10 protein-coding genes and 1 riboswitch are annotated in these 17,071 nt (G+C 49.4%); of the genes, 9 read left to right on the top strand and 1 reads right to left on the bottom strand.

Annotated features, from left to right (window positions below; genetic code table 11):
- Positions 1–113: 113 nt before the first annotated feature.
- Together PDUR_RS22740 and PDUR_RS22735 are read left to right on the top strand one after the other, a co-directional pair.
- On the top strand, positions 114–1,538 hold the full coding sequence (locus PDUR_RS22740) for an MFS transporter (RefSeq protein WP_042208312.1): 1,425 nt from the start codon (positions 114–116) through the stop codon (positions 1,536–1,538).
- Positions 1,539–1,770: 232 nt separating this feature from the next.
- The gene (locus tag PDUR_RS22735) at positions 1,771–2,169 is read left to right on the top strand and encodes a MerR family transcriptional regulator (protein WP_233277422.1); all 399 of its coding nucleotides are present in this window, start codon (positions 1,771–1,773) and stop codon (positions 2,167–2,169) included.
- A gap of 56 nt (positions 2,170–2,225) precedes the next feature.
- On the opposite strand, the gene PDUR_RS22730 is transcribed toward PDUR_RS22735, so the two are convergent.
- On the bottom strand, positions 2,226–3,251 hold the full coding sequence (locus PDUR_RS22730; protein WP_042208311.1) for an aldo/keto reductase: 1,026 nt from the start codon (positions 3,249–3,251) through the stop codon (positions 2,226–2,228).
- Between the two features lie 222 nt (positions 3,252–3,473).
- Positions 3,474–3,567, top strand: a riboswitch (cyclic di-GMP riboswitch).
- Positions 3,568–3,624: 57 nt separating this feature from the next.
- Between PDUR_RS22730 and PDUR_RS22725 the strand changes: the two genes are divergently transcribed.
- The 7 genes from PDUR_RS22725 to PDUR_RS22690 all read left to right on the top strand — a co-directional run bounded on the left by PDUR_RS22725 (position 3,625) and on the right by PDUR_RS22690 (position 17,033).
- Complete coding sequence (locus PDUR_RS22725) at positions 3,625–5,616, top strand: S-layer homology domain-containing protein (RefSeq protein WP_169744936.1); 1,992 nt, start codon at positions 3,625–3,627, stop codon at positions 5,614–5,616.
- Positions 5,613–11,750 (top strand): DUF6531 domain-containing protein, encoded by a 6,138-nt coding sequence (locus PDUR_RS28955; RefSeq protein WP_042208309.1) that lies wholly within the window; start codon positions 5,613–5,615, stop codon positions 11,748–11,750. Before PDUR_RS22725 ends, PDUR_RS28955 begins: the two co-directional genes overlap by 4 nt.
- Positions 11,750–12,205, top strand: a complete 456-nt coding sequence (locus PDUR_RS22715) for a hypothetical protein (RefSeq protein ID WP_042208308.1) — start codon at positions 11,750–11,752, stop codon at positions 12,203–12,205. Before PDUR_RS28955 ends, PDUR_RS22715 begins: the two co-directional genes overlap by 1 nt.
- A gap of 463 nt (positions 12,206–12,668) precedes the next feature.
- Positions 12,669–14,051: an RHS repeat domain-containing protein gene (locus tag PDUR_RS22710; protein ID WP_169744935.1), complete on the top strand. Its 1,383-nt coding sequence runs from the start codon at positions 12,669–12,671 to the stop codon at positions 14,049–14,051.
- Between the two features lie 147 nt (positions 14,052–14,198).
- Complete coding sequence (locus tag PDUR_RS22705; RefSeq protein WP_156130581.1) at positions 14,199–14,741, top strand: lysozyme; 543 nt, start codon at positions 14,199–14,201, stop codon at positions 14,739–14,741.
- Positions 14,742–14,753: 12 nt separating this feature from the next.
- Entirely contained in the window at positions 14,754–15,032 is a 279-nt protein-coding gene (locus PDUR_RS22700) for a hypothetical protein (RefSeq protein ID WP_042208306.1), read from the top strand.
- 426 nt (positions 15,033–15,458) lie between these two features.
- Positions 15,459–17,033: an IS5 family transposase gene (locus tag PDUR_RS22690; protein ID WP_042208304.1), complete on the top strand. Its 1,575-nt coding sequence runs from the start codon at positions 15,459–15,461 to the stop codon at positions 17,031–17,033.
- Positions 17,034–17,071: the final 38 nt, after the last annotated feature.

Below are 17,071 nucleotides of genomic sequence, written 5' to 3'. Positions count from 1 at the left end.
AATTTGACGGGCTCTTATGTAGGTGGAATTCGGGGGTAGAGTCGACCATTTGTTGACCCTATTCCCGCTGTATTAATTAGACTGAAAGGTCTGATAAAAAAGGAGTGGATTTCATGAATTCGACTAGACACAAAGGATTGGCTTTGACGATTCTTGCTTTATCCCAATTAATTTTGGCTCTTGATTACACGATTATTTTTGTAGCTCTGCCTTCCCTTGCAGCAGACTTGGGCTTTAGTGCGAACCAGCTGCAGTGGGTCATCAGCGCGTTTTCCCTGGCCTTTGGAGGATTCCTCCTTATCGGCGGAAGATTGTCTGATTTGCTGGGCAGACGGCGGATGTTCATTATTGCCATGGGGATCTTCGGTTTAGGCTCTCTGCTTGGCGGTCTCGCAGACTCTCAGCTGTTCCTCATTATTGCAAGGGGACTCCAAGGCCTAGGCGGAGCGCTGCTGTCACCGGCTACGCTGTCACTGATCATGTCCAACTTTGAAGAAGGCCCGGAACGCAACCGTGCATTAGGCATTTGGGCGGCAATGGGTGGAGTGGGCATGTCCATTGGGTTATTGCTTGGCGGCGTGTTAACCAGCTTTATTGGATGGGAAGCCACCTTTTTTGTCAATGTGCCAATAGCTATTTTCGTTATTATCCTCGCTCCGATCACGCTTTTGGAGAGCAAGGCGGCATCTGTAAAACGCCATTTTGACGCAGCAGGCGCTATCTCCGTAACGGCCGGCATGATCTTGATTGTAAATTATCTTATTCAAGCCCCGGTCGTTGGCTGGCTTCATCCATCAGCTATTATTCCTGGCATTATCGGCGCTATTCTGCTACTGCTGTTCGTGGTCATTGAAAATCGTACAAGAGATCCTTTGATCCCCTTCAGACTGTTTCGGATACGGAGTTTGACTGGGGCCGCGATTACCGCAGCGTTGTTCTCCGCATCATTCGGTACGCTATACTACTTCCTCACGCTATACACGCAAGAGGTACTGCATTACTCTGCCATTCAATCCGGCTTAAGCTTCCTGCCGCTGACCATTAGCGCTTTTATAGGTGCGAAGCTGATTAACAAAATGCTGGCAACCGTAGGTACAGCCGGTACCATTGCAAGCGGTATGGGACTTGGCGCGATTGGTTTTATGCTGCTCACCCAGCTCTCTGAACACGGATCGGCATGGGGGATCATTCCGGGTACCGTTATCATCGGTATTGGTCAGGCCTTTATTTTTACAACGATGTTCATTGCGGCAAGCACAGGAATTGATATGAAAGAACAGGGGGTTGCATCCGCTATCGTCTCTACCGGGCAGCAAATTGGCGGAGCGATCGGATTGGCTGTCATCATGGCCATTATCTCGGCAAGCCTCGGTACTAACGCTACTCTGGAAACGATGGAGCCCTCGGATTTAACCGGAGCGATTCATATGGCCTTTATTATTGACGCTGTGATTGCGATTATTGGCATTCTCGTATCGTTTATTGGGCTTAAGCAAAAAAAGGCCGCTGTTATGGAAGCGAAATCGCTGCGCGAGTAAAAGGGTGCTTAAATGACAACATTTTTTCAATGATCACAAAAGGCCATGAATGTCTGCGCGAGTAGAGTTCAAGGCCTTTTTCGGCGCAAGCCGGCAAGGGAAGACTGCGATGGGTATTGACCAGCCCGCCGCCCCCCATTGGAAGCTTGACTTCGATCTTACTCTAGGACCTATAATGAAGATAACGTACCTGAATCCAAGGTTCACCTAAAATAAGGCGGAGGTCAAACCAATGAGCCTCAAAATGCAGTATACGATCGGCCAAGTGGCAGAGAAGTCCAATTTGTCGATCCACACCTTAAGATATTATGAAAAAGAGGGCATTCTGCCGTTCATCAAACGCAACGAAAGCGGCATCCGCATTTATGAAGATGAGCATATCGAGTGGCTTAAATTCATATGCTGCCTCCGCGAAACGGGCATGTCCATTTCACAGCTGAAGGAATTTGTCGAGCTTACCGTGCAGGGCGACGCAACCACTGAAGAGCGTATACAAATGCTTGAGCTGCAGAAGAAAACCGTTCAAGATCAGGTCAACACCCTGATGTCCTACATCGGGATGATTGACTTCAAGATCGATATGTATTCCAAGGAAAAAGACGGAATCAAAAGCACCGGACAACCAGGTTAATCTAAGCTAAAAGGGACGAACCGAAGTATTTCGGCCCATCCCTTTTTTTCTGCTGCTTAGTTCTGATTCGGGTAACGATCCTCAATATAAACGCTGGGGTTCCATAATGGATACTCCGGCTGCAGACGGCTGACTTGATCAAGACGGGACAATTCTTCCTCGTTCAAAATGATACCGGATGCCCCAAGATTGTCCTGAAGCTGGTCAGGCCGTTTGGCTCCAACAATAACGCTCGTCACGGCAGGTTGATTCAGCAGCCAGGCCAGGGCGATTCTGGCGACCGAGGTTTCCCGCGCCTTTGCGATTTCCTGCAAGACGTCAATCAGGACATAGCCTTTCTCCCGGTCAACCGGAGGAAAATCAAATTTGTTGCGCCGGTCATCCGCCCCGCCTTGATTGCCCCGCGTATACTTGCCCGACAGAAATCCACCGGCCAAAGGACTCCATACGAGGAGGCCCATCTTCTGATCCTGAAGCACAGGGATAATATCCCGCTCAACATCGCGCCCGGCCAGCGAATAATAAGATTGGGTTGTTTGGAAGTCATGCAGGCCTAGTTGCCGGGAAATGCCGTTCGCCTTCATCATCTGCCAGCCCTGCAGGTTGGAGCAGCCGATATATCGAACCTTGCCGCTGCGAACGAGATCGTCCAGCGCACGCAAGGTCTCTTCCCAATCCGTAAGCGGATCGGGGCCGTGAATCTGATACAGGTCGATGTAATCTGTTCCAAGACGCTTGAGGCTCTCTTCCGCTTGCTGGATAATATGACCCCTCGATAATCCTACCTGGTTCGGACCCGGTCCCATCCGGAATCTTACCTTGGTCGCGATCACCGCTTCATGCCGCTTGCCTTTAAGCGAACGTCCCAAAATCTCTTCCGACTCACCCACGCCGTACACATTAGCGGTATCAAAAAAATTAATGCCTGCTTCGAGCGCTTCATTCACAAGCAGCCCAGCCGCCTGCTCATCAAGAGCCCCCATTACAGAACTCATCGGATCATTTTTGCCGCCGAACGTCATAGTGCCGAGACAGAATTCCGATACCATCAGACCTGTGCCGCCTAGCTGTTTGTATTTCATGCTTCATCTCTCCCTTGCTGGTTGATTATGTCCTAGCAAAATCATCATAATACCTAGAGTTCACTCTAGGTCAAGGCTAGTATTTTGGCGTTCATCCCTTCTGGTAATAAAGTATTATTTTCAGGAAAAAGGCATGCAAAAATTTGTAACCTATTGTACAATTTTGGGGAAAGTCAGACTTTTTGACTACATATAAAGCACTAGTCACAAAGAAACCAAGTGCTTGAACAAAGGCAAACCCGTTCGAAAGTCGGGGACGCAAAGCCACGGGCCTTCCGTCATGATCCAATCATGACCTGGCAGCCGGGTTGCTCAAGAGGCTTGGTTTTTTGTTGTCGTTAGTGGGGGGGATTGGAGACTTATGAGGAACGGCTTGAAAAAATGGGTGGCAGGATTACTGGTCATGGGATTAATGGCGGCAGGGACAGTATCCTCCGGGCAGCAGGTATCCGCTGAGACGGTCTACACCTACAAGGATGAATTGACCTCGTTCACTGTTGAGGGAAGCAATGTCCGGATATCGGGGACACATGTGGTCTGGCGGTCCAATGCCGCAAATTATGCCGGACAAATCTATTACGGCAATAGAGGTACCGGTCAACAGCTACAGATAACGAGCCATGGCAAACCAACCGATACGCCTGTCGTCGGCGTTAATGGAAAAGGGGAGCCAATCGTGGTATGGGCCGACAAAAGAGATCAAAACGACGGCGCCGGCAATCTGAACTGGGATATCTACAGCTACAATGTCAGTACAAAAACCGAGTCCAAGCTAAATACGGATGCCGGCCAGCATCGCATACCTTCCATAGACGGCAATTATGTTGTCTGGCAGACAAATCCTCAATACGAAATGTACTTGTATGACCTGGCGAATGGTACCTTGAAGGATTTAGGGGAAGGGCGAGACCCGGTTGTTGGGAAAGGGCGCATTGTCTACAAAGGGGCTTTGGACGGCGATCTGTATGAATACGGGATTTCGTCCGGGACGAGCCGGAAGCTTCTTGACCTGCCGGGCACCTCTTATGTAGAGCGGTTCGTATTCAATGGCGAAGAAATTCTGTGGAAGCAGCGTGATTTGGATGGAAATGGAAAGTATACGTTTCTTGATCTGGGAGTAAGTAATCCGCAGCCGGTGGATTTGACCCAGCCGGTTCCGCTAGGCAAAACCGAATACGCGGAAATGAGTATTTCGGGCGGAACGGCAGCCTGGCTGGAGGCTAGCGGCGACAAGGCAATTGTGCGGAGTGCGGATTTAGCGACCGGGAACCTGTACAGCTTGGGCGTCATCGCGCCGTCGCAATTCATCGGCTTCAATGGAGAAGAGCTTGCTCTTATTGCGGGCGGCAAGCTGATTAGCCGGGAAATCGTTCGGAGCGAATCGGCTGCTTCGACGCCTGGAAGCATTGGGGCTGCTGCGCTTCAGCAGGAAGGCGATCTAATTGGTCCGGGCGGCGGAGTGGCCGCAGGAGGACAAGCCGCACGGCTCGTGTTCGAACCGGGAACCTTCGGCAGGGAGTCACGAGTCGTATTGAAGCCAAGCGGAGCGGTCACAGCGCCTAATAAAGAAATGACATGGCTTGGAGTAGCCTGGACATGGACGTCCGAAGCGAAGCTTGAAAAGCCGGCCCTGCTTACCATTGAATTGGAGCAAGCCGCCGCAACGGCTGGCCGTGCTAACCGGACAGGCATTTACCGTTATAACGGGGATACCGGAAAGTGGATTTATGCCGGCGGAACATTCGACGTCTCTTGGCGGAACATTCGGACCCAAGTTCAAGAGCCTAGTTTGTACGCTCTGTTCCTATACGAGCCTTCATTCACGGATATGAAGAGCCATTGGGCAAAAGACGAGGTCGAAGTGCTGGCATCCAGATGGATCGTGAATGGCATGAATACAGGACGCTTCGAGCCCGGACAATCGGTTACGCGCGCCCAGTTTGCCAAGATGCTGGTTGAAGCTGCGGGTCTCAAAGGCCCAACGCAGGGGACAGCCTCATTTAAAGATGTTCCTGCGGGCCACTGGGCGTCAAATGCCGTGGAACAAGCGGCAGCGGCGGGCTGGATCAAAGGCTACGAAGGAAGTTTGTTTAAACCGAACGCCTCCATCACTCGTGAGGAAATGATGATCATGCTGACGAATGCCGCGTCACTACGGAAGGAAGAGGCAGGCGAAGCGTTGAACGCCTACGCCGATGCTGCCAAGGTCCATTCATGGGCCCAGCCGTCTGTATTGGCTGCGATCAAGAGCGGACTTATTCAAGGCAGCGGCGACCGGTTGAATCCAAGAGCTACATGCACAAGAGCAGAGGCTGCAGCCGTTATTTACAGATGGCTGGGTAAGAAAGGGGAAGTGTTTCAATGACTAAGAGAAGGTATGGAAGAAGCGTATTACGGAGGCGGGTCAAGCGTCTTGGTCCGGCAATGAGATATTTTCTGTCCGTTATTATCGTGCTGACAGGATTGCCGCTGCTGCCGAGTCAAGAACTGCCGAGAGCCTATGCGGACACTTCGCTGCAGATTAACCCTGCCAGCTTTAGTTCGGTTTATGGCGGACAGACAGCGGTAAATTTCCGTTTTGACAATCCTGATCCGACGGATCCAACGCAGGCATCCCATGATACGGTCATCAAACTTGAGCGTAGCGGTTCCACGGTGGCTACACTAAATTCCAGCAGCTATCCGACCGAGACGAATAACACCTTTGTTTGGAACGGCAAGATAAGCGGCGAGCCCGCACCGGAAGGCAGCTATACGATTCGAGTAGCGCCCACCCGGTTTCCCAATAACGGCAATTCGGGACAGGTTGAGGTTGTCAATCCGAATCCGCCGGCGCCCAAAGGCTTGCAGGTTATTCCAAACCCGGCAAGTGAGACGCATATCATCCGCGGCATTGCCGAGATCGGCACCAAAGTTGAGCTCAAGATGAAGCGGATTCGGCGGGAAGGCAATAATACGACCGTTGATGACGGCCGGGTGGAGACCTTGGTTTCGGGAGTTGAGGTTAAGCCCCGAACGTCTTCCTGGGCGCTGGACATACCTGCTGACATGACTTACTTTGGCGAGGGTGTGTTCCCGGAACGGGCGGACAACCCGGCCTCAAAATATATCGGGGAGTGGGAAATAGAGGTCAAGCTTCCCGCGTACGAGATTGCGGAGATTCAGGCCTTTGCGGTAAGGGATTTTGACAACAAACGGTCAGCAGGATCGGAGACGCTTCGTGTGCTTCGTTATCCCGCTCCTTCCTGGGGCATCAACTGGGCTGTTGTAGCGAGCTATTATTATAATGTAATCGAGAAGAACGATATCGTGCGAAAAATCGGCGATATTGCCAGCTTCAACGGCTTCCCGGTTGAGGACTGCAACGATCAGATCTGCTACGGTCCAATTGATGAGGGCGTTAACCTGTTGATCATAGACCCGCAGCAGGCGGGGGAGATCGGGCGTAAAGACGATGAGCGAATAAAAGAAGAGTTTGCAAACCGAAACGGATATCCGATCTCTGACGCGTTTGACCCGGTTAACCTGGCAACAGGCGACTTTGTTTTCACACAGACGAATATCAGCGTACAAGCGGTCATGCCGCTTGACATGACGCTTACCTACCACAGCAGGGAACGGTATGACGGTGATTTTGGAGTGGGCTGGCATCACACCTATGAGCGTAAGCTCGAATTCCGGGAGAACGGCGTGCTGTATGTCGTATCCCCGGAAGGTGCAAGCCACCGGTTCGACCCGCTCGGTGACGGTCATTACGAAGGACCGGATGACTTGTACGATACCCTTGTCCATAATAGCGACGGTACTTATACACAGCAAACGCCGGATAGGCTTACGTATACCTATCGCAGAGACGGGAAACTGTACCGTATCGAGGATAGCAACGGGAACCGAATTCAGCTGTCTTATCATGGCAGTCTGCTTACCGATATCGCCACGGAGGGCGCGAAGCTTACGCTCACTTACGGATCGGGCGGCAAAATCGTCCGGGTAACCGATCACACGGGCCGGCACGCAGACTATGAATACGACGCCGTAAATCATGATCTGACGGCGATGATTTTACCGGACGGCGCCAAAATCGCCTATACCTACGATGAGAAGCACCGCATGACAGGCATCAAGAACCCGAATGAAACGTCGGAGCTGCTTAACGAGTACGACGATCAGGACCGGGTTGTGCGGCAGCGGGATTTTGCCGGCGTCTGGGGAGACATGCAATATATTCCTGATTCCAACAAGACAGTAACAACGGATGCGCTTGGCCGAAAGACCGTATACGAGTATGACGAGCGGTATCGTAAAACATCGGTAACCTATGACGATGGCACGACCGAGCGGTTCCAGTACGACAAGAACGACAACGTGACTCGAATGACCGACCGCAACGGTTCGGAATGGGATTACCAGTATGATGGAAACGGCAATCTTATTCGAGCGCAGGACCCGGAAGGCTATCAGACGGAAATCCGCTACAATGCCTTCAATCTTCCAGAGGAGATTGTCGACCCGCTCGGACGCAAGACAGTAATGGCCTATGACGGAAAAGGAAATCTCACCGCCATCACCGATGCACTCGGTGGTGTTTCCAAGATCACTGTCGGTGATAAGGGAGTTGCGGAATCAACCATTAACGCCAAGGGCGAGACGACATCGATTCAGAACGATCCGAACGGATTCGCCAGCCTGATTACGGACCCGCTTGGCAATCGGCAGGAGTTGGTGCGTGACCCGCTTCACCGGGTTACCGAGATCATGGATGCGCTCGGGCACCGGACGAAGCTCCAATACGATCCGAGGGACCGGGTTACGGCACGGATTGATGCGCTGGGACATACGGAGCGATATGAGTACGATAAGGACAGCAATCTTATCGGCTATACCGATGTTGGCGGTTCCCGAACCGCATACGGCTACGATAGCTTTACCAGGCTCTCGTCCGAGACCGATGCCCTGGGGAACACGACCCGTTATTCGTATGATAAGGTCGGAAATATGATCGAACAGACGGATGCAGCAGGCTCGAAGACAGTTTATGAGTATGATTCGAGCAACCGGATCGCGTCCATGACTGATCCGGAAGGGAATGTCAGCACATATGAGTACGATGGCAACGGGAACGTAATTGTCGTAAATCAGCCTAATGACAGCACGATCCGGATTGAATATGACAAACGAAATCTGCCTGTGAAGATGACCGATGCGGCTGGCGGAGTAACCACCTTCAGCTACGATGCGGCAGGCCAGCTAACGCAGGAGATCGACCCGCTCGGTCACGGAGTGCACTATGCTTATGACGCATTGGGACGGCTGACCGAGGAGAAGGACGCGCTGGGCCAAGTTACGTCCTATGGATATGACGAAGCCGGCCAGTTGGTTCGAACTGTGAAACCGAACGGTGCGGAATGGAAGCTGGATTACGATGCCCGGGGCATGCTGGTGAAGGTTACCGATCCTCTTGGCCAGACATCGACAATGAATCGTGATGCATTGGGCCAAGTGACCGGACTGGCCGATGAAGCCGGCAAGGTAACGTCTTATGAGTATGACGCGCTTGGCAGGGTAACGAGACTTGTTGACCCTCTGGGACATGCAACGGAACTTACCTATGATGCCCGTGGACAACTGACAGGTCTGAAGGATGTCAAGGGACAGTCGACCCGATATGGCTACGATGCGCTGGGCCGCCTGCTTGAGGTAACGAATGCGCTTGGTCATACGACAGCCTATAAATATGACGCGCTAGGCAATATTACATCTAAGACGGATGCTTTGGGCCGGGTCACCACATATGGTTATAATCGCCGCAGTGAACTGACTCGTGAAGCGGGTCCGTTGGGACGTATAACGGAACTTGCCTACGACAGTATGGGCAACATGACCGGTATGACATCGCCGGATGGTAAGCTAACCAGTTATGCTTATGACAAATTGAGCAGATTGACGGGTATTGCATACCCGGATGGAAAACAAGTCGGTTACGAGTATGACGCTGCCGGCCGCAGAACTCGGATGACGGATGAGCTGGGAACGACAACGTATGCTTACGATGCCCTGAACCGTCTGACTCAGGTTACAGATTCTAACCAGAGAACGATTAAGTATGACTGGACGGCAACCGGTCAGCGGAGCCAGATCGAATATCCGGATGGCACTTCCGTCACCTACCAGTATGATCTGCTGGACAGAATGACCGGCGTGACCGATGCTGAGGGCCGGACGACGACCTATGACTACGATGCCCGGGGATTGCTTGTTTCCAAGAAGCTTCCGACTCTGGGAGAGAGCACCTACACCTATGACGACGCTGGACAGCTGCTTCAACTGACACACAGCAATCAATTCCAGAAGGTCATGGAGCAGCTGACGTATTCGTATGATCCTGTTGGCAACCGTATACGGAGTGAACGGAAATCAGACGGCAACGATGAAGAAGATTCTGATGAAAATGACAGTGAGGAACGAATCGTAACGGATTATGCGTATGATGCGCTGAACCAACTGGTTGAGGTACAGACGCAGAATCCGCAGGCCGCCGGTCTGTCTGCAATCACTCATTATGATTATGATGCTGTGGGGAACCGGATGCAGAAGACAAGCCAGTGGGGCGAATTGGCGCAGACGGAATCCTACACCTATGATCAGGCGGATCGTCTGACGGAGCTGGCAACCGATGACGAGATTAATAACTACCTGTATGACCCACGCGGCAATCTGCTTGAGGTCCTGCAGAAGCGCCTGCAGCTGCCGGAGGTTAACCCAGAAAGTGATGAGGAGAATCCTTCGGTAACCGATGACGTTTATGAAGCGCCGTCCGACACGGCCGCCGAGGAGACGGGTACTGACCCGCTTCTTGCCGCTGAGGACGCTGAGTCTTGGTCGGAACCGGAAGCCATCGAGCAATATGTATGGAACGGAGCCAACCGGCTGATCCAGCAGACCAATGCCAAAGGCGACATTACCCGCTACGCCTACGACGGCGATGGCAACCGGATGAAGATGACCATCGACTACGTCCACGGCGGAACAGGGAATGGCAACGGAAATGGTAATGGCAACGGCAAAGGTAACAATGGAAACGGAAATGGCAACGGTAATGGTAACAATGGAAACGGAAACGGTAACGGTAATGGGTGGGATAACTGTAAAGTCGTACCGCCAGGCTTCATTCCACCAGGGCTTGCTAAGAAGTGCGGTCAGACGGATGAGGAATATCCGGATCTGCATCCGGGCGGACCGCGGGACGGATGGGAGAAGCAGTATAAGAAAGAGCATTGGGAACTGAACTTCACCAATGACGTCAGTCTGGCGCTGCCTGAGCCGCTTCAGGTCACGGAAGCAGACAGTAGTAAATGGAAACAGTCCTATGTATACGGAGCCGAGGGCGAGCGCCTCAGCATGACCTACCTGCCGGCTTACGATGATAACAACGGCTGGGAACCGACACCGGGTGATGGCGGAGCCGAACCGGGCGTACAGCCGAAGACGCTATGGTACATGCAGGATGCGCTTGGCAGCACCTTGGGCCTTGTGGAGAAGGACGGGCGTGTATCCTCCCGCTACCATTACGACGAATTCGGCGTGCCGCTGGACGCGAAGAAGTTCGATCTCAACTGGCCGGGGCCGGATAACCTGTTCGGTTATACGGGACTGGGTTATGATTTTACCAGCAGCAATACGTATGCCAGAGCGCGCTACTACGAGCCTGAGATTGGCAGGTTTGTAAGTGAGGATACGTATAGTGGCACTTTGGGGAATCCACAGAGTCAGAATCTTTATGCGTATGTGGAGAATAATCCTCTTCGATATATTGATCCAACAGGAAACACAAAATATCAAATCGGAGGACTTTCCTTAAAACCTAAATTTCGCTTCGATAGTGATTTTACTTATGATCCAAAAGCCAAAGCAACCTTTAGTGATCGAGCGAATTGGGTTAAGTGGGGAGTTTTTCAAAAGGGAGCTTATTTAAAAATTGGAAAAGATGCTGCCAGATCCTATGGCCATTATCGTTCAGGTTCAGGGGAAAAATTGGAAATAAACTACGAGAAAGCTTATAAAGACGATAGTATTATAAGGAAATATATTGATGCTGAAATTGTCTTCGCTCAGAAGAGTGCAGAGGGTTATTTTGGAAAAGGCGTTGGAAATAGCTTTGAGATGATAAGTGATTTAATAGGTATTCCAAATGGAAGTTCTGAAAATTGGCAAAAGACGATTGGTGCACATTATGTTTATGCTCATTCTCAAGTGAGTACTAACCAGCAAACTGGCATGGCAACAATGGTTATAACTTTTTATATGGAGGATATGTATAATTTTAATAAAGGTATGAGTGACATAGCATCAGGGACCCCTGATGATGTGAATGGTCGGTTCGCTGAATTGGGTTGGGCAAAAGAGTTTTTAACGGTTGGTTCTATGACTAGGACAGTAACATGGTCAATAGGAGATATATCTGGTTCATCAACTGTATCGGGCGGTGGTGGAAGAAATTAATGGATAAAAAAAGAATCTTTAGTATAATACTAGTGTTATTATCTATTATCATTATTATTCTCGTAGTGAAAGTTAATGTATTAAATTCTGAGTCGAATAATCAATATAAAACAGAGATACAACCAGTAGTTGATAGATTCCCACGATTGGAGATAGTAGAGAAAGTTTACTGGAAAGCTGAAGTAATTGGTGACCACGGTTTTGGACCAAGCTCATACTGGATGAAGGGGTATGTACATCTTAACAATGAGGTGATGGAGAGATTTAGAAGTTCTTATACTTGGAAAGATGTATCTAACTTTAAGCCGTATTTCAATTTAGATTTCGATCAGGAACATGAACCAAGTTGGACATTTAGTGAGGAGTTTAATAACTATATTAAGTCTTCAAGTTTCATTGGGAAATTTTATCTCGATGTAAATAATGGACTATTTTATTTTGAAGTTGAAAAATAAATATGAATTGAAAAATTAATTTTTCTGCCACAATGCGATAACCTCGTATTGTGGTTTTCTTTTTGTTAGCGCGGCGGATTCAGTAAGAGCATAACGTTGGATATACCTTCACAAACAGCATCCTACAATGGTCTTCATCGACTGTTAGAATCAGCGACTAGGAGAAATTTAATTCCGATTTTAATACAAATGAGATTATAGAAAAAGATCAATCCAGAAACAGGGTTATCAAGCCCGTTAAATTGTTCCAACAGGAAGATACACCAATCTTACAGTTGTATAGTTTAGTTGTAGGTTATGAATCTTTGATGTATTAAATAGAGAAAGGAAGAACCAAGAATGATATTTACAAAAAATAGTTGGATTAGGTGGAAACATTTGAATGAAATCATAATAAATTCACGACGCTGGCCAGCTGCTTCAGCTGACACACAGTAATCAGTTCCAGAAGGTCATGGAGCAGTTGACGTATTCGTATGACCCTGTCGGCAACCGGATACGGAGTGATCGGAAATCAGATGGCAACGATGAAGAAGATTCCGATGACAATGACAGTGAGGAACGAATCGTAACGGATTATGCGTATGATGCGCTGAACCAATTGGTAGAGGTGCAGACGAAGAATCCGCAATCCGCCGATCTGCCTGCAATCACTCATTATGAGTATGATGCTGTGGGGAACCGGATGCAGAAGACAAGCCAGTGGGGCGAATTGGCGCAGACGGAATCCTACACCTATGATCAGGCGGATCGTCTGACGGAGCTGGCGACCGATGACGAGATAAATAACTATCTGTATGACCCGCGCGGCAATCTGCTGGAGGTCCTGCAGAAGCGTCTGCAGCTGCCGGAGGTAGAAGGTGATGATGAACATCCTTCGGTAACCGATGACGTTTATGAGACGCCGACCGGGACGGCCGCTGATGAGACGGGTACTGACCCGCTTCTTGCCGCTGAGGACGCTGAGTCCTGGTCGGAACCGGAAGCCATTGAGCAATATGTATGGAACGGAGCCAACCGGCTGATCCAGCAGACCAATGCCAAAGGCGACATTACCCGCTACGCCTACGACGGCGATGGAAACCGGATGAAGATGACCATCGACTACGCCCATGGCGGAACAGGGAATGGCAACGGAAATGGTAATGGCAAAGGTAACAATGGTAACGGCAACGGAAACGGTAAAGGTAACAATGGTAATGGAAATGGCAACGGTAACGGTAACAATGGAAACGGAAACGGCAATGGGTGGGATAATTGCAAAGTCGTACCGCCGGGCTTCATTCCACCAGGGCTTGCCAAGAAGTGCGGTCAGACGGATGAAGAATATCCGGATCTGCATCCGGGCGGACCGCGGGACGGATGGGAGAAGCAGTATAAGAAAGAGCACTGGGAACTGAACTTCACCAATGACGTCAGTCTGGCGCTGCCTGAGCCGCTTCAGGTTACGGAAGCAGACAGCAGTAAATGGAAAGAGTCCTATGTATACGGAGCCGGGGGCGAGCGTCTCAGCATGACCTACCTGCCCGCCTACGATGATAACAACGGCTGGGAACCGACGCCGAGTGATGGCGGAGCTGAACCGGGTGTGCAGCCGAAGACGCTGTGGTACATGCAAGATGCGCTGGGTAGTACCCTGGGACTTGTGGAGAAGGACGGACGCGTATCCTCCCGCTACCATTACGACGAATTCGGCGTGCCACAGGACGCGAAGAAGTTCGATCTCAACTGGCCAGGGCCGGATAACTTGTTCGGTTACACGGGACTGGGTTATGATTTTACCAGCAGAAATACGTATGCCAGAGCACGGTATTATAAGCCTGAAATTGGCAGGTTTGTAAGTTAGGATACGTTTAGAGGGGATATTTGGAATCCGAAGAGTTTGAATTTGTATACGTATGTGGAGAATAATCCATTATTGTATACTGACCCTACTGGACACTATACGTTTAAAGACGATCCCAGTAAGCCGGCTGTAGTACAAGGTTATATAGTGAGCAGTCAGTATGAAGTTAGTGACGATCTAGTAGCATTTATTGCAGAATATGAGAGATTTCATGCTACTGCATACCGAGGGCAGGATAATCTAAATCAAACTATCGGATATGGGCATGTTATTCAACCAGGCGAATATTTCAGTAATGGAATTACCAAAGAAGAGGCGTTAGCATTACTGAAGAATGAGTTGAACGGAAAATATGCAGATGCTGTTAGGAATTGGATGGAGGATAATAATATCACTTTAACCCAACAGCAATTTGATGCGCTAGTTTCTTTTTCATATAATGCAGGTGAAGATGCATTAAATCAAGCAACCACTTTAACAAATTTACTTAAATCTGGGGTGACTTCACAAGAAAAAATTAAAGGAGCCTTTTTATTATGGGTTAAGGTAAAGGTAAAAGATAAAGATACAGGTAAAGTTTATCGAGTCAACTCAAAAGGCTTGTATAGAAGAAGAATGGATGAGTGGCAGATGTTTACATTTGGAGATTATAGAAGAGATTATCCAACTGCACCTAAAGGTTATCAATAATAGGATAGAAGTATGAGGGTTCTGAATGCGATCGGAATATTAATCATTGTATCACTGCTTAGTTCCTCTTGTGTAAATAATGTGGGCAATAATAATATAACTCAAACTGAAATGGCAGAAAGTAAGGTGACTGAAGCTAAAGCAGTGAATGACGAGGAGTTTTTTGGGGATTGGAAAATTGATTCTGTTGCCGCATATGGAAGAGTTTCTACACTGGAAGACATTGCTATAAACGAATTACTTGGAAAAAAGCTAACATATAGTTCTCAATCAATAATATTCAATGATTAGAGTCGTTCTTGAGGAGCCTGTGTATAAAAAAACAACTCTTTCAGAACAAGATTTCTTTACATTAAATTATGTTAACTTAAAAGAATTGGAATTTACAGGAGACCAGGTCCAATTCGTGGAGGTATATACGAAATCAGATGAAGCTTGGTATACAACAAATCAACAAGGCACTTTTATTGTATTAGATAAAGACAGATTAGTGCTGCTTATAGGAGGTGTCTATTTTAATTTGAAGAGAATTTAGGGAATTTATGGCATTGCTCGTGGTAAATGGGCTAAGAATTTTATGGAGGTGTTCCTAACTAGGGCTTGCTGAATAAACAAAAACTCTTACTCCCACAAGGAATAGAAGCCGTTTTTGTCGAAATCATCTGCAAGGAAATACTCGAAAAATGCAAAAAAACCTTGCAGATGGAGTGAATTATCATGTTTGAACGGATAGAATCGACCGACGATCTTCTCAAAGATTTTTACCTGCCCTTTGGCGGCAAACTGAACCCCAACAATCGGTGGGTGAAGCTGGCCAAGCTCGTTCCCTGGGAGCAAGCGGAAGAAAAATATGTAAAGGTGTTCGGCGCACCCGACGAAGGGCAAAAGGCGTATTCGGTACGTTTGGCTTTGGGCTCCCTGTTGATCAAGGAACGTCTAGGCTTAACCGACCGGGAAACCACTTTGCAGATCATGGAAAACCCCTATTTGCAGTATTTTCTGGGTTTTGGCGGTTACGTGGACAAAGAGCCCTTCCATCATTCCTTGATGACTCACTTTCGCGACCGGTTGGGTCCCGACATCCTTCACGAGATCAATGACTGGATCATAAAAGAAGGGCTGAAGGCCGAGCAGGAAGCAGCAAAAGCAGCGGCTAAAGCCAAGGAACAAACACGTGATGACGACGATGATCACCCGGGGGGTGGACAAATGGTCATGAAAATGGACGACACCCTAACGATTCTGGAAGTGGATACCACGCCGGAAAAGTCTCAACAAAAGGGCAAGGCCAAGTCCCTCTTTCGTCTTCTTCCCAATCCCGACGCACAAACCCATCGCGGCACGTTGATGCTGGATGCAACCTGTGCGCCTGCCGACATCAAGTATCCGACAGATCTGGGGCTATTGAATCATGCTCGTGAAATCCTGGAAGGTATCATTGACGCATTGCATCAGCCGCTGATCGGTCTGGCGGAGAAGCCGCGCACGTACCGCAGACAAGCCCGTAAAGCGTACCTGCTTGTATCTAAACAACGCCAGCCCAAAGGTAAAACGATCCGCAAAGCGGTCAAGAAGCAGCTCGGCTATGTGGGTCGGGATCTGCGAATCATTGAAAACCTGAGCCAGCAAACCTCGCTGAGTACTTTGAGCAAAATGACCTATCGCCGTTTGCTAGTCATTCGCGAACTGCACCGGCAGCAACAAGAAATGATGAATGGCGGAGTGCACCGGGTGGAGCATCGAATCGTAAGCATCGAACAGCCGCATGTCCGACCGATTGTCCGGGGAAAAGCCGGAGCGTCCGTCGAGTTTGGAGCCAAGATAGCAGCCAGTCTGTCCAACGGATACGCCTGGATCGAAACGATGCAATGGGACAACTTTAACGAATCGGGCACCCTGCAAGATGCGGTGAAATCGTACAAAGAGCGTTTTGGCGCGTATCCGGCGGTGATCCTGGCAGACAAGATCTACCGGAATCGAGAGAACCTTGCCTACTGTAAAGGGGTGGGCATTCGTCTCAGCGGCCCCAAACTGGGCAGGCCTTCAACAGAAAACCAGGCGACACACCGTAAGCAAGAACGGCAAGATGCAGCGGAACGCAATGCGATCGAAGGCAAGTTTGGAGAAGGCAAACGCCGCTACGGGTTAGGCTTGATTCGAGCGAAAGGCGCGGCAAGAAGCCTGACAGTAATCGCCCTTTCATTCATGGTCATGAATTTGGAGCGCCGGTTACGGGCTCTTTTTGTCCATTTTTTCGGCTGGATTTTCTATAGGCCACTTACCGGGTGTTAACCAAAACCGATATGTTGTTCAGCAAACTCTAACTAAGA

The sequence above is a fragment of the Paenibacillus durus genome (genome assembly GCF_000756615.1).
GTDB classification, from domain to species: Bacteria; Bacillota; Bacilli; order Paenibacillales; family Paenibacillaceae; genus Paenibacillus_AQ; species Paenibacillus_AQ durus.
The sequence above is the reverse complement of the archived record's forward strand: the minus strand, read 5'-3'. Positions and strand labels throughout refer to the sequence as shown.

Excerpts from the sequence above, each read along its gene's own strand:
- PDUR_RS22740 (WP_042208312.1), top strand. The coding sequence starts at position 114 with ATGAATTCGACTAGACACAAAGGATTGGCTTTGACGATTCTTGCTTTA.
- PDUR_RS22735 (WP_233277422.1), top strand. The coding sequence starts at position 1,771 with ATGAGCCTCAAAATGCAGTATACGATCGGCCAAGTGGCAGAGAAGTCC.
- PDUR_RS22730 (WP_042208311.1), bottom strand. The coding sequence starts at position 3,251 with ATGAAATACAAACAGCTAGGCGGCACAGGTCTGATGGTATCGGAATTC.
- PDUR_RS28955 (WP_042208309.1), top strand. The coding sequence starts at position 5,613 with ATGACTAAGAGAAGGTATGGAAGAAGCGTATTACGGAGGCGGGTCAAG.
- PDUR_RS22715 (WP_042208308.1), top strand. The coding sequence starts at position 11,750 with ATGGATAAAAAAAGAATCTTTAGTATAATACTAGTGTTATTATCTATT.
- PDUR_RS22700 (WP_042208306.1), top strand. The coding sequence starts at position 14,754 with ATGAGGGTTCTGAATGCGATCGGAATATTAATCATTGTATCACTGCTT.
- PDUR_RS22690 (WP_042208304.1), top strand. The coding sequence starts at position 15,459 with ATGTTTGAACGGATAGAATCGACCGACGATCTTCTCAAAGATTTTTAC.